Annotated in this window: 18 protein-coding genes; 6 read left to right on the top strand and 12 right to left on the bottom strand. The window is 71.3% G+C overall.

The window, feature by feature from the left end:
• Positions 1-10: 10 nt before the first annotated feature.
• The 6 genes from O1W71_RS06425 to O1W71_RS06450 all read right to left on the bottom strand — a co-directional run bounded on the left by O1W71_RS06425 (position 11) and on the right by O1W71_RS06450 (position 5,714).
• Positions 11-592: a nitroreductase family protein gene (locus O1W71_RS06425; protein ID WP_269267045.1), complete on the bottom strand. Its 582-nt coding sequence runs from the start codon at positions 590-592 to the stop codon at positions 11-13.
• Between the two features lie 171 nt (positions 593-763).
• Positions 764-1,852 (bottom strand): ABC transporter permease, encoded by a 1,089-nt coding sequence (locus tag O1W71_RS06430; RefSeq protein WP_269267046.1) that lies wholly within the window; start codon positions 1,850-1,852, stop codon positions 764-766.
• Positions 1,849-2,745, bottom strand: a complete 897-nt coding sequence (locus O1W71_RS06435) for an ABC transporter ATP-binding protein (RefSeq protein ID WP_269267047.1) — start codon at positions 2,743-2,745, stop codon at positions 1,849-1,851. The genes O1W71_RS06430 and O1W71_RS06435 overlap by 4 nt, the downstream gene beginning before the upstream one ends.
• Before the next feature lie 136 nt (positions 2,746-2,881).
• Positions 2,882-3,646: an ABC transporter ATP-binding protein gene (locus tag O1W71_RS06440; RefSeq protein ID WP_269267048.1), complete on the bottom strand. Its 765-nt coding sequence runs from the start codon at positions 3,644-3,646 to the stop codon at positions 2,882-2,884.
• Complete coding sequence (locus O1W71_RS06445; RefSeq protein WP_269267049.1) at positions 3,643-4,668, bottom strand: FecCD family ABC transporter permease; 1,026 nt, start codon at positions 4,666-4,668, stop codon at positions 3,643-3,645. Before O1W71_RS06445 ends, O1W71_RS06440 begins: the two co-directional genes overlap by 4 nt.
• Positions 4,669-4,670: 2 nt before the next feature.
• Positions 4,671-5,714 carry an ABC transporter substrate-binding protein gene (locus O1W71_RS06450; protein ID WP_269267050.1) on the bottom strand — a complete coding sequence of 348 codons (1,044 nt, stop codon included), beginning with the start codon at positions 5,712-5,714 and terminating at the stop codon, positions 4,671-4,673.
• 81 nt (positions 5,715-5,795) lie between these two features.
• Here O1W71_RS06450 and O1W71_RS06455 point away from each other — a divergent pair, with 81 nt between their 5' ends.
• Complete coding sequence (locus tag O1W71_RS06455) at positions 5,796-7,607, top strand: glycoside hydrolase family 15 protein (protein ID WP_269267051.1); 1,812 nt, start codon at positions 5,796-5,798, stop codon at positions 7,605-7,607.
• 74 nt (positions 7,608-7,681) lie between these two features.
• On the top strand, positions 7,682-9,016 hold the full coding sequence (locus O1W71_RS06460; RefSeq protein WP_269267052.1) for a glycosyltransferase family 87 protein: 1,335 nt from the start codon (positions 7,682-7,684) through the stop codon (positions 9,014-9,016).
• Between the two features lie 12 nt (positions 9,017-9,028).
• On the opposite strand, the gene O1W71_RS06465 is transcribed toward O1W71_RS06460, so the two are convergent.
• The 3 genes from O1W71_RS06465 to O1W71_RS06475 all read right to left on the bottom strand — a co-directional run bounded on the left by O1W71_RS06465 (position 9,029) and on the right by O1W71_RS06475 (position 11,937).
• Positions 9,029-9,742 (bottom strand): response regulator, encoded by a 714-nt coding sequence (locus O1W71_RS06465; RefSeq protein WP_269267053.1) that lies wholly within the window; start codon positions 9,740-9,742, stop codon positions 9,029-9,031.
• On the bottom strand, positions 9,739-11,025 hold the full coding sequence (locus tag O1W71_RS06470) for a sensor histidine kinase (protein WP_269267054.1): 1,287 nt from the start codon (positions 11,023-11,025) through the stop codon (positions 9,739-9,741). Before O1W71_RS06470 ends, O1W71_RS06465 begins: the two co-directional genes overlap by 4 nt.
• Before the next feature lie 72 nt (positions 11,026-11,097).
• Positions 11,098-11,937: an exodeoxyribonuclease III gene (locus tag O1W71_RS06475; RefSeq protein WP_112616115.1), complete on the bottom strand. Its 840-nt coding sequence runs from the start codon at positions 11,935-11,937 to the stop codon at positions 11,098-11,100.
• A gap of 63 nt (positions 11,938-12,000) precedes the next feature.
• On the opposite strand from O1W71_RS06475, the gene O1W71_RS06480 reads away from it, so the two are divergent.
• The 3 genes from O1W71_RS06480 to O1W71_RS06490 all read left to right on the top strand — a co-directional run bounded on the left by O1W71_RS06480 (position 12,001) and on the right by O1W71_RS06490 (position 14,324).
• Positions 12,001-12,495 (top strand): metallophosphoesterase family protein, encoded by a 495-nt coding sequence (locus O1W71_RS06480; protein WP_269267055.1) that lies wholly within the window; start codon positions 12,001-12,003, stop codon positions 12,493-12,495.
• Between the two features lie 44 nt (positions 12,496-12,539).
• Positions 12,540-13,118, top strand: coding sequence for an orotate phosphoribosyltransferase (gene pyrE / locus O1W71_RS06485; RefSeq protein WP_112616119.1), 579 nt, complete (start codon positions 12,540-12,542; stop codon positions 13,116-13,118).
• Positions 13,119-13,232: 114 nt separating this feature from the next.
• Positions 13,233-14,324: an alkene reductase gene (locus O1W71_RS06490; protein ID WP_269267056.1), complete on the top strand. Its 1,092-nt coding sequence runs from the start codon at positions 13,233-13,235 to the stop codon at positions 14,322-14,324.
• 246 nt (positions 14,325-14,570) lie between these two features.
• Here O1W71_RS06490 and O1W71_RS06495 read toward each other — a convergent pair whose 3' ends face one another.
• From O1W71_RS06495 to O1W71_RS06505, 3 genes are all read right to left on the bottom strand, one after another.
• A complete protein-coding gene (locus O1W71_RS06495) occupies positions 14,571-15,152 on the bottom strand; it encodes a hypothetical protein (RefSeq protein WP_269267057.1) in 582 nt (193 codons plus the stop codon).
• Positions 15,153-15,191: 39 nt separating this feature from the next.
• Positions 15,192-15,377: a hypothetical protein gene (locus tag O1W71_RS06500; RefSeq protein WP_112616125.1), complete on the bottom strand. Its 186-nt coding sequence runs from the start codon at positions 15,375-15,377 to the stop codon at positions 15,192-15,194.
• A 112-nt stretch (positions 15,378-15,489) separates the two neighbouring features.
• The gene (locus O1W71_RS06505) at positions 15,490-16,299 is read right to left on the bottom strand and encodes an HAD-IIA family hydrolase (protein ID WP_112616127.1); all 810 of its coding nucleotides are present in this window, start codon (positions 16,297-16,299) and stop codon (positions 15,490-15,492) included.
• Positions 16,300-16,341: 42 nt separating this feature from the next.
• Here O1W71_RS06505 and O1W71_RS06510 point away from each other — a divergent pair, with 42 nt between their 5' ends.
• The gene (locus O1W71_RS06510; RefSeq protein ID WP_269267058.1) at positions 16,342-17,304 is read left to right on the top strand and encodes an SDR family NAD(P)-dependent oxidoreductase; all 963 of its coding nucleotides are present in this window, start codon (positions 16,342-16,344) and stop codon (positions 17,302-17,304) included.
• The last annotated feature ends 3 nt before the right edge of the window (positions 17,305-17,307 follow it).

Here is a 17,307-nt window from a genome sequence, read left to right on the forward strand (position 1 = left end):
TGCGGGCAGCTCAGTCGTCGATGACGACCGACTCGGCCACGGGCCGGCGGGTGCGGGGCGACAGCTCGCGCTCGCGCACGGCGGCGGGGGCGGCGTCGATGTCGCCGAGGTCGCCGACGGCCATGACGGTGACGGGCGTGAACGGGGCCTCGATGCCGAGCTCCTCGGCGAGGGCTGCGGCATCGAACCCGGTCATCTGGTGGGTGTACAGGCCGTCGGCGTGGGCCTGGACGGTGAAGTGCGCGGCGGCCTGGCCGAGGTCGTAGAGCGCGGTGGGCACGGGCTTGCCGTCGTTCTCGGTCTGCGCGATGAAGACGATGAGGGCGCCAGCGGGGCGGGCCCAGGCCTGGTTGAACTCGACGAGCGTCGACACGACCTTCTCGTGGGTCTGGGTGCCGCGACGAGCGACGACGAAGCGCCAGGGCTGCGCGTTGAAGGCCGACGGGGCCCAGCGTGCCGCCTCGAGGGCGCTGGCGAGGGCGTCCTCGTCGACGGGGGAGACCTCGTCGTACAGGCGCGTGCTCCAGCGGGCGGCGAGGATGTCGAGGACGGGGGCGTCGGTCTCGGCGACGCGCTCTTCGATGAGGGACATGGGATTCTCCCGGGTTCGTGCGGACAGCGTCGGACTCCATCGTCCCGCCACGTGCGAACGACGGCGCGTTCGCCGACATTCCCCGTCACGAGAAACTCATCGCCGCCCTCCGGGCGTGAACCCGGAGGACGGCGATGCCGCGGGAGGGTGGCCGGCCCAGCAGGGGGCGGGTCAGCGGCGCAGGGCCTCGCCGAGCTTGACGCGGGCTCCCATGCGCAGGAGCGAATTCTCGTAGATCTTGGCGCCGACGAGGATCGCCCCGACGCAGGTCAGGAGCAGGATCGCGAGCGAGAGCAGCGGCTCCCACCACAGTGCGTCGCCGAGGAACAGGCGCATCGGCATGCCGACCGGTGCCGAGAAGGGAACGTACGACATGATCCCGAGGATCAGCGGGTTGTTCCACGCGAAGATGACCAGGAAGTACGGCGCCATGACCAGCAGGATGAGGGGCGTCGTCGTCGCTCCGATGTCCTCCTGACGCGAGACCATCGCGGCGGCCGCGGCGAAGAGCGCGGCGAGCAGCACGAAGCCGAACAGGAAGAACACCGCGAACCAGGCGATGGGGGCGCCGATGCCCGTCAGCAGCGCGGTCTGATCCGTGACCGTCAGCCCGATCACCGCCACCGCGGCGAGGATGAGGATCTGCCCCATCGCCAGCACCGTGTTGCCGATCACCTTGCCCGCGAGCAGCGCCCGGACCGGTACGGCCGAGATCAGCAGCTCGACGACGCGCGTCTGCTTCTCCTCGACGACCGACTGGGCGATCGTCGCACCGAAGGTCTGCGCCGAGATGAAGAAGATCGCGCCGAACCCGATCGCGACGATGTAGCCGAGGAAGCCGGCGTCGCCGGAGGGGTCGAGCAGCTCGACTTTCGGCAGCTGCGCGAGCGACAGCAGGATGGTGTTCGACACCGACGTGTCGCCGATGACGACGTATCCGCTCGGCGCGGTCGTGTCGGCGACGACCGCGGCGTCGACGTCGCCGTCGCGCACGGCGCTCTCGGCGGCCGCCCGGTCGGCGACATCCTTCACGTCGAGGCCGGGCGCGTTCTGGACGTACGAGGCCGCGTCCGGGGTCACCGCGACGGGCGAGCCGCTGTCGTTCCCCGCCGAGAAGCCGCCCCAGATCACGAGCGCGAGCGCGCCGAGGAAGAGGATGGCGAACGAGATGACGAACGACTTGCTGCGGAGCTTCGAGCCGATCTCGCGTTCGGCGACGAGCCAGGTGCTCTGGGCGAATGAGGGGGATGCGGCGCTCACGGGGCGACCTCCTGGATGACGTCGGTGAAGATCTGGGCGAGGGACGGATGCCGCGGCGTGAAGCTCGCGACGTCGCCGTGCTCGACGGCCCGGCGCAGCACACGCTGAGCCGTCTCGTCGGCATCGACGTCGAACAGGGCGTAGCCGCCGTCGAACTCGACGACCTCGACGCCCGGCTCTGTGCGGAGCCAGCCGGCATCTCCCGTCGAGACGAGCTCGTAGCGGTGCCCCTGGTGCTCGCGGCGGAGCCCGTCGCGGGTGCCGGCAGCGCGGATGGTTCCGCCGGCGATGATGACGAGGTCGTCGCAGAGGCGCTCGACGACGTCGAGCTGGTGCGACGAGAACAGCACGCCGACGCCCTGGGCCGCCCGCGCCTGCAGGACACCGGCCACGACGTCGACGGCGAGGGGGTCGAGCCCCGAGAACGGCTCGTCGAGGATCAGCACCTCGGGGTCGTGCACGAGAGCGGCGGCGATCTGCGCGCGCTGCTGGTTGCCGAGCGACAGCGTCTCGATGTTGTCGTTCAGGCGCTCGCCGAGACCGAGCTCTTCGAGAAGGGCGCGGGCGCGCGACGTGGCCTCCGGCTTCGAGAAGCCGTGCAGCCGGGCGAGGTAGACGATCTGCTCGAGCACCTTCATCTTGGGATACAGCCCGCGTTCCTCGGGCATGTACCCGAAGCGGCGGCGGTCGGCAGCGGTCACCGGCGACCCGTCGAGGGTGACCTCGCCCCGGTCGCGCGAGAGCACGCCGAGCATGATGCGCATCGTGGTGGTCTTGCCCGCCCCATTGCCGCCGACGAAACCGGTCAGGCGCCCGTCGGGCACTCGGAACCCCACGTCGTCGAGCACGCGGTGCGTGCCGTAGTTCTTGGTGATGCCGCTCAGTTCGAGCATTCCGCCTCCTTAGCCGATGTCTCCACGCTAGGGACCGGGCGGGGGCAGGCGGATCCCCCGTACGGCGGATCGTGCCGGGTTCCGCCCCGCCCAGCGGGGGAGCCGCGCGGGGGAGCGGGGGCGGGCGCGGACCGCGTCAGCGGCGCAGGAAGGTGATGACGGGGTGTCCGTCCCGGGCGTCGGCGGTGACCTCGGCGGTCACGCCGTAGACGTCGGCGATGAGCTCGGCGGTCAGCACCTCGGCGGGGGCGCCCGCGGCGACGACCCGGCCCGACCGCAGCACCATCACGGCATCGCAGTACATCGCGGCGAGGTTCAGATCGTGGATCGCGACGATGCACGTCACCGGCAGGTCGCAGACGAGTTCGAGCAGGTCGAGCTGATGACGGATGTCGAGGTGGTTGGTGGGCTCGTCGAGCAGCAGTTCGCGGGGCTCCTGCGCCAGCGCGCGGGCGATCTGCGCGCGCTGGCGCTCGCCGCCCGAAAGGGTGTGCCAGAGCCGGTCGGCCCGATCGGTGAGACCGACGTGTGCCAGGGCGCGGTCGATCGCGGCCTCGTCCGCCGCCGGGTCGCCGCCGAAGGCGGTGCGGTGCGGGATGCGGCCGAGGCGCACGACCTCGCGCACGGTGATGTCAACCTCCGTGTCGGCGTGCTGCGTGACGGCGGCGACGGCGCGCGCTACTCGACGCCGGCTGAGGGAGGCGAGGTCTTCGTCGTCGAGGGTCACGAGTCCCGCGGTCGGGCGGACGAGCCCGTGCAGGAGCCGGAGAAGCGACGACTTGCCCGATCCGTTGGGCCCGAGCAGGCCCAGGGTCTGCCCCGGCTCGGGGCGCACGCTCACGCCGTCGACGACGAGCGTGCCCGAGCGCGTCCACGACACGTCGCGTGCGGCGAGGGTCATGCGCGGTTCCTCCGGCGGGCGAGCAGAACGATGAAGACGGGCACGCCGACCAGGGCGGTTCCGACGCCGACGGGCAGCGGCGTGGGCGAGAAGGCGACGCGCGAGCCGGCATCCACCCACACCATGAAGATCGCCCCGGCGACGATCGTGGTGGGGATGAGGCGCCCGTGGCGCGACCCAACGAGCAGGCGTGCCATGTGGGGGAGGACGAGGCCGACGAAGCCGATCGCGCCGGCGACGCTCACGAGGGTGGCCGTGATCAGCGCGGTCGTGACGAGCAGGATGCCGCGCGTGCGTGCGATGTGGATGCCCAGGGAGGCCGCGACCTCATCGCCGAAGACGAAGGCGTCGAGGGCCGAGGCGTAGCGCAGGCACAGCAGGGAGCCCAGCGCCACGACGACGGTGCACAGCACGACGTCGTCCCAGCGGATGCCCTCGAGCGAGCCGAGGAGCCAGAACATGACCCCGCGCGTCTCATCGGCGTCGGCGAACGCGAAGATCACGAGAGAGGTGAGTGCCGAGAACAGCTGCGTGCTCGCGACTCCGGCCAGGACGACACGGTCGTCCCCGCCCCCGGCGAGGCGTGCGAGCAGCAGCACCACCGCGAAAGCGACGAGCGCTCCGATGAAGGCCCCGCCGGAGAGGCCGAGCGCGGCGCCGCCGAGGCCGAGCACGCCGATCGCGACGGCACCGGTCGAGGCGCCGGACGAGATGCCGAGGATGAACGGCTCGGCGAGGGGGTTCCGCAGCAGCGACTGCATGATGACGCCGCAGAGCCCGAGCCCCGCACCGCACGCCGCGGCGACCAGCGCGCGGGGCAGTCGCTCCTCCCAGACGATCGCGTCTTTCGCGGTCTTGACGGGGATGTCGGTGAGGCCCAGGTGGTTGGTGACGATGTCGCGGACGTTGACGAGCAGGATGTCGGCCGGGCCGAGGGTGATCGCGACGCCGACCGACACGACGAGCAGCAGGATGCCGCCCCCGAGCAACCCGGCCGTGGCGACAGGGCCGCGGGTCCGCACGCTCAGAGCTCGTCCCGGTGCTCGTCCATCCAGCTCTCGATCTTCTCGAGCCCGTCGACGAAGCGGATCGAGGGGTTGAGCTCGGCGCCGTGCAGCGCGATGTAGCGCTTGTTGCGCACGGCATCGATCGTGCGCGTTACGGGATCCGACTCGAGGAACGCGATCTTGTCGTCGAGCCGGTCGCCGGGGAAGCGATCGCGTTGCAGATCGCCGAGGACGAGAACCTGCGGATCGCGGTCGACGAGGTCCTCCCAGGTCGTCGCGGGCCAGTCGTCCGCGGCATCGGCGTACACGTTGGTGAACCCGGTGGTCGCCGCGAGCAGCGCAGCCGAGCCGAGCCCGCCGGCGACGTACGGGGTCTTGGTGTCGGCGAACCAGAAGGCGACGGTGGCGCCCGAGGCGTCGATGCCCTCCGTCGCGGCCGCAGCGCGGGAGCGCAGATCGTCGACGAGCTTCTCGGCCCGATCGGAGACGTCGAAGATCTGACCCAGCTCGGTGATATCCCGATAGAGCGCGTCGACGGTGAGCGGGGTGGTGCGGGTGCCACCGCCGTTGATGCTGACGCCGTTGTCGCAGTCGGTCGGCGAGAGGTAGCTGCCGATCCCGGTCTCGTCGAACCGGTCGCGCGTCGCGACGCCGCCCTGCGTGAAGTGTCGTCCGAACGAGGCAGTGACGAAGTCGGGGTCGGCGCCGAGCGTGACCTCGTAGGTGGGGGCGTTGTCGGCAAGGCGGGGCACGTTCTGGTTCGCCTCGGCGAGCGAGGGAAGGATCGGGTCGGTCCACGACGCCGTGCCCACGATGCGGTCCTCCAGCCCGAGCGAGAGCAGGATCTCGGTGGAGTTCTGGTCCAGCGAGACGATGCGCTGGGGCGCCGCATCCACCGTGACGGAGCGGCCGCAGTTCTCGATCGTCAGGGGGTAGGACGTCTCCCCGTTGCCGGCCGGGGCGGCCGTGCCGGCCGGGACGACCTCCGATGCGCCGCACCCCGCGAGAGCGAGAGCGGCCAGCGGGACGATGGCGAGACTGGCGAGGAGACGATGACGCACCGCAGAAGGATAGCCTCGCCTAACCAGCATCCGCGAATCGCTGTATTGGCGGATCCGACCCCCGACCGCGATGATGCGAGCATGCCCGCACCGATCGAGCGCTACGCCCTCCTCAGCAACTGCCGCAGTGCGGCGCTCGTGTCCGACCGGGGCGACCTCGACTGGCTGTGCCTTCCCCGCTATGACTCCGGCTCCATCTTCGGCGCCCTGCTCGGCGACAGCTCGCACGGATGCTGGAGCCTGCGGCCACGCGACCCGGACGCGACCGCGACGCGGCGCTACGACGGCGACACGTTCGTGCTCGTGACCCGGTGGGAGTGTGCCGCCGGTGTCGCCGAGGTGCACGAGTTCATGCCGGTCCTCGACGGGGTCGATGCGGTCGTCCGGCGCGTCGTCGGTGTCGCGGGCGAAGTCGACTTCGTGAGCGAGGTGCGGCTGCGGTTCGACTATGCGCGGGCGGTGCCCTGGGTGCGGCAGATCGGTGCGGCCGACACGTCGGATGCCCGCCCGATGGGCGTCCTGCTCGCGGTGGCCGGACCGGATGCCGTCACGCTGCGCGGGCCCCGGCTCGTCGCCCGGGACACGATGCACCGAGGCGAGTTCCGTGTCGAGGCGGGGCGCACCGTCGACTCGGTGCTGCGCTGGGAGGCCTCGTACCGCGACATCCCGCAGCCCTTCGACGTCGACGGCGCCCTCGAGCGCACGCGCGGGTGGTGGACGACCTGGGCGCGGCGCATCCGCGACGGCGGGCGGTGGGGCGACCGGGTGCTGCGTTCCATGCTCGTGCTGCGGGCGCTCACCCACGCCGAGACGGGCGGCATCGTCGCCGCCGCGACAACCTCTCTGCCGGAGGATTTCGGTGGTTCGCGCAACTGGGACTACCGGTACGTATGGCTGCGTGACGCTGCCCTGACTCTCGAGGCCTACATCTCGCACGGCTATCTCGAGGCGGCCGCGCGCTGGCGCGACTGGCTGCTGCGGGCGGTTGCGGGCGATCCCGCCGACGTGCAGATCATGTACGGCATCGCGGGCGAGCGCGACCTGCCCGAGCGCGAGCTGGAGAGCCTGCCCGGCTACGCGGGGTCCGCGCCGGTGCGCGTCGGCAACGGCGCGGTCGACCAGTATCAGGCCGACGTCATCGGCGAGGTGATGGTCGCCCTCGAGGCCGCCCGGCTCGCCGGCGTCACCGAGACCTCGTTCTCGTGGGCGTTGCAGCGGGCACTGCTCGATCAGGTCGTCGCCTGGCTCGACCGGCCCGATCACGGTATCTGGGAGATCCGGGGTGAACCGCAGATGTTCACCCACTCGCGGGCGATGATCTGGGCCGCCCTCGATCGGGGCGTCCGCGCCGTCGAGGAGCACGGGTTGAGCGGCGATCCCGATCGCTGGCGGGCCCTGCGCGACCGCGTCCGCGCCGAGATCGACGAGCAGGGCGTGGATGCCGCGGGCGGGCACTTCACGCAGCACTTCCGCACCGACGAGGTCGACGCGTCGCTGCTGCTGCTTCCGGCCGTCGGGTTCTGCGCTCCCGACGATCCGCGCATGCTCGCGACCGTCGCGCGCATCGAGAGCACGCTGCTGCGCGAGGGCCTGGTGATGCGCTACCGCACCGAGGCCGGCGTCGACGGTCTCGCCGGCACCGAGCATCCCTTCCTCGCCTGCTCGTTCTGGCTCGTCGAGCAGTACGCGTCGACCGGACGCATCGACGACGCCACCCGGCTCATGGACCGCTTGTGCGGACTCGCCAACGACGTCGGGCTCCTGTCGGAGGAGTACGACGTCACCGACGGGCGCCAGGCGGGAAACACGCCGCAGGCGCTGTCGCACCTCGCGCTGGTGGGCGCAGCCGATGCGCTGGCGGGGCACGGCGGGCGCGCGGCGCACCGGCGCTGAGCCGGCCGGCGGTACGCCACAGCGCCCACCTCGGCGTTCATCGGGCAGATATGCGCGGGGCCTATGATGCCCGGGTGACGTCTCTTCCGGCATCCCCCCGCCGCCCGACGCGCCGCCAGCGACTGGCGGCATTCGGCCGAACCCGTCGGGGTCTCGTCACCGGTTTCGTGGCCTTCCACGCGGCCTACATCCTCGCCCTCCTGCCGCTGATCATCGCGGGCGGCACGGAGGGCGACCTCCCGCTGTACCGGCAGTGGGCGCAGGATGCCGTGCAGGGAACCTGGCCCATCATCGACTTCGAGTGGGTGTACCCGGCGGGCGCGCTGCTGCCGATCGTCGCGCCGATCGCGCTGGGCCCCTACCTGTACCAGCTCGTCTGGCTGCTCATGCTCGCCGGCGCCAACTGGCTCGCCCTCGCCGCGATCGCCGGCGCGCGGCTGCAACGTCGCTCGGCCTATCCGGCCGCCTGGTACTGGCTGCTCAGCATCCTGCTCCTCGCCCCCGTGTCGATGCTGCGCCTGGAGGGGTTCGCTGCTCCGCTCGCCATCGCGGGACTCGTCTGGGTCTCGCGGCGCCCCGTCGTCGCCGGAGCGCTCATCGCGCTCGCCACCTGGATCAAGGTGTGGCCGGCCGCCATCGCGGCTGCGGTGATCGCGGTGTGCCGGAGCCGCTGGTGGGTCGCCGTGGGCGGTGGCGTGGCGAGCGTCGTCATCATGATCGCGGTGGTTCTCGCCGGGGGCGCATCGAACCTCTTCAGCTTCCTCACGATCCAAGGGACTCGTGCCCCGCAGCTCGAAGCGCCCGTCGCGACGCCGTGGGTGTGGGCGACGATCTGGGAGCTGCCCGGAGCGCGCATCCAGCAGAATTACGAGCTCGCCACCCGCGAGGTGATCGGGCACGGGGCGATGGCTGCCGGCGAGGTCGTCGGCTGGCTCATGATCGCCGCGTTCGCCGCGATCGCGTTGCTGCTCGTGCGAGCCCGGATGACCTGGGTCGCCGGCGCCCAGCGCGTCGAGCGCGCGGAGGGCCGCCTCATGGTGCTGGGCGCCTTCGCCCTCACCGCCGCGCTGATCGTCTTCAACAAGGTCGGCTCTCCGCAGTACATGCTGTGGCTCGCCCCGATCGTCGTCGTGGGGCTGCTCATCGACCCCGAGCGGTGGCGGACGCCCGCGAAGTGGATGGCGGTGACGAGCTTCCTGACGACGCTCGTCTTCCCGATCTTCTACATGCCGCTCGTGCACGCCGACCCGTTCGCGGCGAGCCTGCTTCTCGCCCGGAACGTGCTCCTGGTCGCACTGTTCATCTGGAGCATCCAGGCGCTCTGGCGCATCGCGATGCCGCGCGCGGTGCGGCCCCTCTCGATGCCCGTGCCGCGCCCCTCGCTCTCGCCCGTCTCCGACCCGGCCTGAGCTCGCGGCTGGTCAGGCCCAGCCGTTGCGGTGGGCCAGGACGACGGCGGCCACGCGGTCGCGTGCGCCGAGCTTGATGAGGATGTTCGACACGTGCGTCTTCACCGTGGCGTCGCCGATGAAGAGCTCTCGCGCGATCTCGGCGTTGCTGAGCGCCCGCGCGAGGAGGCGCAGCACCTCCGCCTCCCGCTCGGTGAGGCCGTGATCGGCGGGAGTCGACGCCTGCGGCGCGGCGGGTGCTTCGGTGGTCGCGGAGGTCGCGTCGGGTGGGCCGCCGGCGAAGCGCTCGATGACCCGTCGGGTGACCTCCGGAGCGAGGAGGGCGTCACCGGCGGCGGCCACCCGCACGGCGGCGGCGAGCTCCTCGGGCCCGGCGTTCTTCAGCAGGAAGCCGCTGGCTCCGGCCTGCAACGCCTGGAACAGGTAGTCGTCGCGGTCGAAGGTCGTCACGACGACGACCGCGCTGGAATTGCGAGGGTCGGCGACGATGCGGCGGGTCGCCTCGAGTCCGTCGAGGACGGGCATCTGGACATCCATGAAGACGACGTCCGGTTGCAGGCGTGCGACCGTCTCGACGGCCTCCGCGCCGTCGCCGGCCTCGCCCACGACGGCGATGTCGCCGCTCGCCTCGAGGATCATGCGGAAACCGGCCCGCATGACGGCATGGTCGTCGACGAGCACCACCGACGTGGGCGTGGTGGGCGAGGGCGTGGTGGTCGTGCTCATGCGAGAACCCCCTGGGTGCTCGGCTGGGACGACCGCGCGCTCGCGGGAACACGGGCCCGGACGAGGAAGCCGCCGCGAGGACGGGGTGCCGCCTCGAGCCAGCCGCCCGATGCCGCCGCGCGCTCCCGCATGCCCACGAGGCCGAGGCCCGGCGTCGCCCCGAAGCGCACGCGGCCGTCATTGGCGATCTCGAGCTCGATCTCGTCGCCGTCGAAGCGCAGCCGCACGTCGGCGCGCGCGTCGGGCCCGCCATGGCGGCGCGCGTTCGTGAGCGCCTCCTGGGCGATGCGGTAGAGGTTCACCTGAGCGACCTCGGACGCCGTGACCGGTTCGCCCACGACGGTGAAGGTGGTCGGCATCCCGTTCTCCTCCGAGTACCGGACCAGCTCGGCGATCGCCTCGAGCCGCAGCGTCGAATCGTGCGGTGCTGCGGCATCCGGGGTCCGCAGCGTCTCGAGCAGCTGGCGGAGCTCCGTCAGCGACGCCCGTGCCGATTCCTCGACCACGGTGAGCGCGCGTCGCGCCGCCTCGGGATCGCGATCGAGCACCGTGCGCGCGGCGCCGGCCTGCACGCCCATCGCCGAGACGTGGTGCGCCACGACGTCATGGAGCTCGCGTGCGATGCGGACGCGGTCGAGCGCCACCGCCTGCGCCGCGGTGATCTCGCGCTCGTGCTCGAGCTCACGCGTGCGCTGTTCGAGCTCCTCGCGGCTGAGCGCGCCCGCGTAGGCGCGCTCGCCGAACGCGAAGGCGCCGGCGAAGAAGACGACGTTGAAGAGGAACTGCAGCATCATCATCGCCGCGACGGGGGAGAACAGCGAGAACTCCGCGGCGCTGTCGCTGCCCTGTTCGCTGGCCGCCTGGAACATCGCCGCGAGCAGCCAGAAGAACATGCCGATGATGACCACGACGCGGACGATCAGGGCCCGCCGCCGGTCGACCACCCACGCGCCGACCGAGTACATCGCGATGAAGAGGGCGATGCTGCCGACGTACATCTCGGGGATGTGCGCCGACATGCCGACGAAGTAGACGACAGCGACGACGATCAGCGCGACCTCGGGGATGCGGCGACGCAGCGCGAGCGGTGCCGTCAGCGCCACGCTGTAGAGCAGGCCCCAGCCGAGGTGCGGTGAGTCGTCGCCCCAGACCTGCGCGACACTGCCGAGCCAGGTGCTGAGGATCGCGCTCACGAGCAGCGCGGCGGCGAGCCACAGGTCGTTGCGCAGTTGCTCGGGGGTCGCGGCGAGACGCTCGTCGGGTACGGGGGAGGCCACGGACATGACCTCCACGCTACGGTGCGCGCAGGGGTGCGACATCCCCCGAGCGGGGGAGCCGGACGGCCGTCGCGACGATCAGAAGATCATCGGACGGTCGTCATCGTCGTCGCCGTCGAGGTCGAGGTCGACGACGACGGGGACGTGATCGCTCGGCGCTTCGCCCTTGCGCTGATCGCGGTGGATGGCGGCGCCGGTGACGGCATCGGCGAACGCGGACGAGCCGAGGATGAAGTCGATGCGCAGGCCCTCGTTGCGGGGGAACCGCAGCTGCTTGTAGTCCCAGTAGGTGAAGCCGGTCGGCACCAGCGGGCGCACGGTGTCGGAGAGGCCGGCGTCGAGCAGCGCCTGGAACGCGGCGCGCTCGGGCGGCGAGACGTGGGTCGTCACGCCCTCGACGAGGGTCGGGTCGCCGACATCCTCGGGGGTGGGGCAGATGTTGAAGTCGCCGGTGAGCGCCAGGGCGAGGCCGGGGGATGCGGCCAGGGTGTCGCGCGTGTACTGCTCGAGCGCCTGCAGCCAGTGGAGCTTGTAGACGTAGTGCGGGTCATCGAGCGACCGGCCGTTCGGGACGTAGAGGCTCCAGACGCGGACGCCGCCGACGGTCGCGGCGATGGCCCGCGCCTCCTGCGGCGCGTCGGGGCCCTCGTGGCCCTTGAGGAATCCCGGCATCCCGGGAAACCCGATCTGCACGTCGGTCATCGGCTCGCGGCTGGCGATCGCGACGCCGTTCCACTGGTTCAGGCCGTGGAGCTCGACGTGGTAGCCGGCCGCCTCGAACTGCTCCATCGGGAACTGCTCGGGCTTGCACTTGATCTCCTGCATCGCCAGGACGTCGATGTCTTCGTTCACCGCGAAGCCGACGATCCGGTCGACGCGAGCGCGGATCGAGTTCACGTTCCAGGTGGCAAGACGCATGCCCCCAGCCTATTCGGCGGCTCGGACCTCGCCCGCTGCGCGGCATCCGGATACCGTCGGGGGATGGCCACGACATTGCTGCTCATCGCCGATACGCATGTCCCCGGGCGGGCGCGGGCCCTGCCGGATGCCGTGCTCGCCGCGGCCGACGCGGCCGACCTCATCGTGCACGCGGGGGACTGGGTCGCGGCATCCGTCCTCGACGAGCTCGAGCGGCACGGCGAGGTGCTGGGGGTGTGGGGCAACAACGACGGAGCCGACCTGCGGTCGCGACTGCCCGAGGTGGCGCGTCGAACGATCGAGGGGGTGCGGTTCGCCGTCGTGCACGAGACCGGCGCCGCGGCGGGGCGCGAGCGACGGATGGACGCCGTCTACCCCGATGACGACGTGCTCGTCTTCGGCCACAGCCACATCCCGTGGGACACGACGACCCCGCGCGGACTCCGGCTGCTCAACCCGGGCTCGCCCACCGACCGGCGTCGCCAGCCTCACAAGACGTTCCTCACGCTCACGGTCGACGCGGGCGAGCTGCGCGATGTCGACCTCGTCGTGGTCTGAGCGACGGCGTCGGGCCGGGGCCACCCGCTCGTAGAATCGGGGTCATGACCGTCGCAGGCACGCCCGAGCTCGAAGCCGACCGCCAGGATCTCATCCGGCTGATCCAGGACGAGGCGGTGTTCCACGGCGACTTCACCCTCTCGAGCGGCAAGAAGGCGACGTACTACGTCGACATGCGTCGGCTGACGCTCGACCACCGCGCCGCGCCGGCGATCGGCCGCATCATGCTCGACCTCATCTCGGACGTCGACGGCGTCGTCGCGGTCGGCGGCCTCACCCTCGGCGCCGACCCGATCGCGAACGCCGTCATGCACGAGTCGGTGCGCGCGGGCCGCCCCCTCGATGCGTTCGTCGTGCGCAAGGAGCCCAAGGACCACGGCCGCGGTCGGCAGGTCGAGGGCGCGGATGTCGCAGGCAAGCGCGTCGTCGTCGTCGAGGACACCTCGACCACCGGCCAGTCCGCACTCAAGGCCGTCGAGGCGCTGCGGCGCGAGGGCGCCGAGCCCGTCGCGGTGGCCGTCATCGTCGACCGCAAGACCGGCGCCCAGGCAGCGGTCGAGGAGGCCGGGCTGCAGTGGCTCGCCGCGATCGACCTCGACGACCTGGGCCTCGCCCCGCAGTAAGGCGCTTCACCTGGCAGCATCCGCCGCTTCGGGCTGCGTGAGGGGGCATGAACTGCCAGGTGAACCGCAGCCGCCGAGGAATAGCGCGCGGGGCCTGGGCGGTTGCGGTTCAGTATGAGCCTGTACGAGCCCGCCGTCTTCGGTGCCCTGAACCTGTCGAACCGCGTCGTCATGGCGCCGCTCACGCGCACCCGCGCGGGCGAGGACGGTGTTCCCACCGACGTCATGGTCGAGTACTACCGCCAGCGCGCGGGGCAGGGCCTCATCATCACCGAGGGCACGTGGCCTGTCGTGGAGGGCAAGTCGTACCCCGGGCAGCCCGGCATCCAGACCGAGGAACAGATCGCGGGCTGGCGACGCATCGCCGACGCCGTCCATGAGGCCGGCGGCACCATCGTCATGCAGCTGATGCACGGCGGACGCGTGTCGCACCCCGACATCACCGGTGCCGACCGAGTCGTGGGCCCGAGCGCGCTGGCCGCGCCCGGGCAGACCCGCACCCCGAAGGGCAAGGCCGACATGCCGATCGCGCACGCGCTGACCGCGGCGGAGGTGCCCGAGGTCGTCGAGCAGTTCGCGCAGGCCGCGCGCAACGCGCTCGCGGCGGGGCTCGACGGCGTCGAGGTCCACGGCGCGAACGGATACCTCGTGCACGAGTTCCTCTCGCCCGTCTCGAACGTGCGCGACGACGAGTACGGCGGATCGCCCGCGAACCGCGCGCGCTTCGCGGTCGAGGTCACCCGGGCCGTAGCCGCTGCCGTGGGCGCCGACCGCACCGGCATCCGGCTCTCGCCGCAGCACAACATCCAGGGTGTGCTCGAGCACGACGACGCCGACGCCCGCGCGACCTACACGGCTGTCGCCGAGGGGCTCGCCCCCCTCGGGCTCGCGTTCGTCGATGTGCTCAGCGCCGACCCGACGGGCGAGCTCGTGCAGCACATCCGTCGCACGGCCGCCGCCCCCTTCATCCTCAACTCGGGCTTCGGGTCGCCCACGACCCGCGAGGAGGCCGAGACGCTCGTGACGTCGGACTGGGCGGATGCCGTCGCCGTCGGTCGCCCCGTGATCGCCAACCCCGATCTGGCGGCCCGGTGGCAGCAGCGGGCGGAGCTCAACGAGGCGCGCCCCGAATTCTTCTACGGCTCGACCGCCGAGGGCTACATCGACTACCCGTTCCTCGACGAGGTGCCCGCCGGCGCGGTCTGAGCGCCCGCAGGCCCGTCCCGTCCGTTCCTGCGCGCGGGACGGTCGACCTGCGGTTCCGCTCCGGCATCGACCTCGCGTCGGATTCCGGTCCGGGCGCCACTCTGCCCGTGGTCTTCGTCCCGTCGGCAGGACGACGCGATGCCGGCCAGGCCCGGAACGCTGCGCGAAGCTCCTCAGCCTGTCGACGGCACGACCGTCGCGGCATCCGAGCAGCATTCCCTCGCTGCGACTCAGGCGGCCCGGACGTCAGTAGTCGGGCTCAGGCGGTCCGGTGAGAGGTTCGAAGGCGGGCGTCGCGGCATGGTCCCACCGTGCGAGGGGCTCAATGCTCGTGATGATCAGAGCGTGGTCCAGTCCGATCAGCCGGGTCGCGATGCCGGAGCGTGCGTCCATGACGAGCGTCTGTCGGTACGCCGGATCGTCGACGTGCTCGAAGGTGAAGAGTATGGCGTGCCGGCCGAGAGACTGTGCCAGCACCGGATAGAAGCTGCCGTGCGGATTCGCCCAGGTCAGCAGACGGGTGGGCCACAGCATCTGGAGCGCCTGCGGCATCGGGCGGAAGAACTCGGCGGCCACGTGCTCGTGATTGCGCGAGCTTCGGTACGAGTACGTGCCCTCGCGGTAGTCCTCATGTCGACCGTCCTCGCATGTCAGCTCCCACCAGTCGTCGGTCTGGTCCACGGCGAAGGCGAACTGAACAAGCCCATCCGACGACTGCGCGATCCCACGTCCCGCCAGGCTCCGCGGCTGCTCGAGTTCGCCGACGGCCGCGACGACCTCTGCGGTGTCGGCTCGTCGGAGCACGGAGTCGAATCGGATGGGACTCATCGCCCCGAGTGTACGAGACGCCCCCGCCCGCGCCCGGGCTCAGCTCTGGAAGACGGGCAGCTGCGACGCGAGGCCGAGCAGCAGGCCGAAGAACATGAGCAGGATGATGCCGCGACGGGTCGACCCGCGATTGGTGCCGTCGGTGCCGATCTGCTGGTTGCGCACGAAGATGATCAGCGCGATCAGCAGGATCGCGAGCCCGGTGAGCGCGAGGACGATCGACATCAGTCGTCGTCCCCGTCGCGGCGGCGCCGGACGAACTGCACGACGACGACCACGAGGGTCGTCGTGAGCATGAGCGCGACGCTGATCAGCAGGAGGTTCTGCTCGAACTCGTTCACAGGATGCCCGGATCCTCGGTCTCGTACGGCTCCGTCTCGAGCAGATCGGCGACGGAGTCGAGGATCTCGTCGGGGCGGAACGGGTACCGCTCGATCTCGGCGTCGTCCGAGATGCCGGTGCGCACGAGCACGGTGTGCAGACCCGCTTCGATGCCCGCCACGACGTCGGTGTCCATGCGGTCGCCGATCATGCCGGTGTTCTCGGAGTGCGCTCCGATGCGGTTCATCGCCGAACGGAACATCATGGGGTTCGGCTTGCCGACGACGTACGGGCTCTTCCCGGTCGCGTGCGAGATCAGGGCCGCGAACGAACCGGTCGCCGGAACGACGCCCTCCGGGGTCGGGCCCGTGGCATCCGGGTTGGTGATGATGAACCGCGCGCCGGCGTTGATGAACCGGATCGCCTTCGTGATGGCGTCGAAGGAGTAGTTGCGCGTCTCGCCCACCACGACGTAGTCGGGGTCGGTCTCGGTCATGATGTAGCCGGCCTCGTGGAGGGCGGTGGTGAGGCCCGCCTCGCCGATCACGAACGCCGAGCCGCCCGGATGCTGCGAACGCAGGAAGTCCGCCGTCGCGAGCGCCGACGTCCAGATACGGTCCTCCGGCACCTCCAGCCCCGACCGCGCGAGACGCGCGCTGAGGTCTCGGGGCGTGAAGAAGGGGTTGTTGGTCAGCACGAGGAACGGCGTGCCCGTCTCGCGCCACTGCGCGAGCAGTTCCGCCGCCCCCGGGATGGGGTGGTTCTCGTGGACGAGAACGCCGTCCATGTCCGTGAGCCAGCACTCGATATCGGCGCGTGTCCGCATGGCCCCAGCCTAGCTGTGGCGATCCGGCCGTAGTCTTCACTCGTGGCCCACGACGACTGGAATCCCCGCAAGCTGCCCGACCTGTCGGGCAAGCGGTATCTCGTCACGGGCTCCAACGCGGGACTCGGGTATTTCGCCAGTCTGCAGCTCGCTTCGGCCGGGGCCCACGTCATCATGACCGGCCGCAGCCCGCAGCGGCTCGCGACGGCGCGTGCCTCGGTCGTGCGAGCCCTGCCCGACGGGGTGGGATCGGTCGAGACGCTGCTGCTCGATACGAGCAACCTGGGCTCCGTGCGGGCAGCGGCGGCGACCGCCCGCGGCCGAAAGCCCCTCCACGGCCTGCTCCTGAACGCCGGGGTGGTGCATCCGCCCCGTCAGCGCCGCACGACGCCCGACGGTCACGAGCTGGTGTTCGCCACCAACGTCCTCGGCCACTACGCGCTCGCGGGGGAGCTGCTCATCGCGCTCGCCGCCGGCCGCGGCCGCATGGTCTGGGTCGGCTCGGTGTCGACATCGATCTGGAAGTACGACCCGACCGACATCGAGCTCGAGAGCGACTACTCGCCCTGGCGCGCATACGTGCAGTCGAAGGTCGCCACGACGTCACTCGGCCTCGAGGCCGACGAGCGCCTGCGGGCGGCGAGCGTGCCGGTCTCGAGCCTGGTCGCCCACCCCGGCTATTCCACGAGCGGGCGCACCCGCGGCATCGCCGGCATCAACGAGCCGTCGCGGATGACGCGTTTCACCGACAACCTGCAGGTCGCCGTGACGCAGTCCAAGGAACGGGGGGCGTGGGCGCTCGTGCGCGCTCTCGTCGACCCGGATGCCGCGGGCGGCGAGTATTACGGGCCGGCCGGTGTGCTCCGGGGCGAGCCGCGCGTCGCGACGCCCGCGGCGATCACGCGCGATCCGGACATCGCCGCGCGCCTGTGGTCGTACTGCGAGCACACGACGCGCACGCCGTGGCCGTATCTGAAGGCGAGCCGGACGCGCGCCAGGAGCTGATCG

Origin of the sequence: Microbacterium sp. H37-C3, from assembly GCF_027157935.1 — a bacterium.
In the GTDB taxonomy this organism is placed as follows: Bacteria; Actinomycetota; Actinomycetes; order Actinomycetales; family Microbacteriaceae; genus Microbacterium; species Microbacterium plantarum.

Excerpts from the sequence above, each read along its gene's own strand:
- O1W71_RS06455 (WP_269267051.1), top strand. The coding sequence starts at position 5,796 with ATGCCCGCACCGATCGAGCGCTACGCCCTCCTCAGCAACTGCCGCAGT.
- O1W71_RS06475 (WP_112616115.1), bottom strand. The coding sequence starts at position 11,937 with ATGCGTCTTGCCACCTGGAACGTGAACTCGATCCGCGCTCGCGTCGAC.
- O1W71_RS06495 (WP_269267057.1), bottom strand. The coding sequence starts at position 15,152 with ATGAGTCCCATCCGATTCGACTCCGTGCTCCGACGAGCCGACACCGCA.
- O1W71_RS06425 (WP_269267045.1), bottom strand. The coding sequence starts at position 592 with ATGTCCCTCATCGAAGAGCGCGTCGCCGAGACCGACGCCCCCGTCCTC.
- O1W71_RS06440 (WP_269267048.1), bottom strand. The coding sequence starts at position 3,646 with ATGACCCTCGCCGCACGCGACGTGTCGTGGACGCGCTCGGGCACGCTC.
- O1W71_RS06480 (WP_269267055.1), top strand. The coding sequence starts at position 12,001 with ATGGCCACGACATTGCTGCTCATCGCCGATACGCATGTCCCCGGGCGG.
- O1W71_RS06500 (WP_112616125.1), bottom strand. The coding sequence starts at position 15,377 with ATGTCGATCGTCCTCGCGCTCACCGGGCTCGCGATCCTGCTGATCGCG.
- O1W71_RS06465 (WP_269267053.1), bottom strand. The coding sequence starts at position 9,742 with ATGAGCACGACCACCACGCCCTCGCCCACCACGCCCACGTCGGTGGTG.
- O1W71_RS06435 (WP_269267047.1), bottom strand. The coding sequence starts at position 2,745 with ATGCTCGAACTGAGCGGCATCACCAAGAACTACGGCACGCACCGCGTG.
- pyrE (WP_112616119.1), top strand. The coding sequence starts at position 12,540 with ATGACCGTCGCAGGCACGCCCGAGCTCGAAGCCGACCGCCAGGATCTC.
- O1W71_RS06505 (WP_112616127.1), bottom strand. The coding sequence starts at position 16,299 with ATGCGGACACGCGCCGATATCGAGTGCTGGCTCACGGACATGGACGGC.
- O1W71_RS06470 (WP_269267054.1), bottom strand. The coding sequence starts at position 11,025 with ATGTCCGTGGCCTCCCCCGTACCCGACGAGCGTCTCGCCGCGACCCCC.
- O1W71_RS06490 (WP_269267056.1), top strand. The coding sequence starts at position 13,233 with ATGAGCCTGTACGAGCCCGCCGTCTTCGGTGCCCTGAACCTGTCGAAC.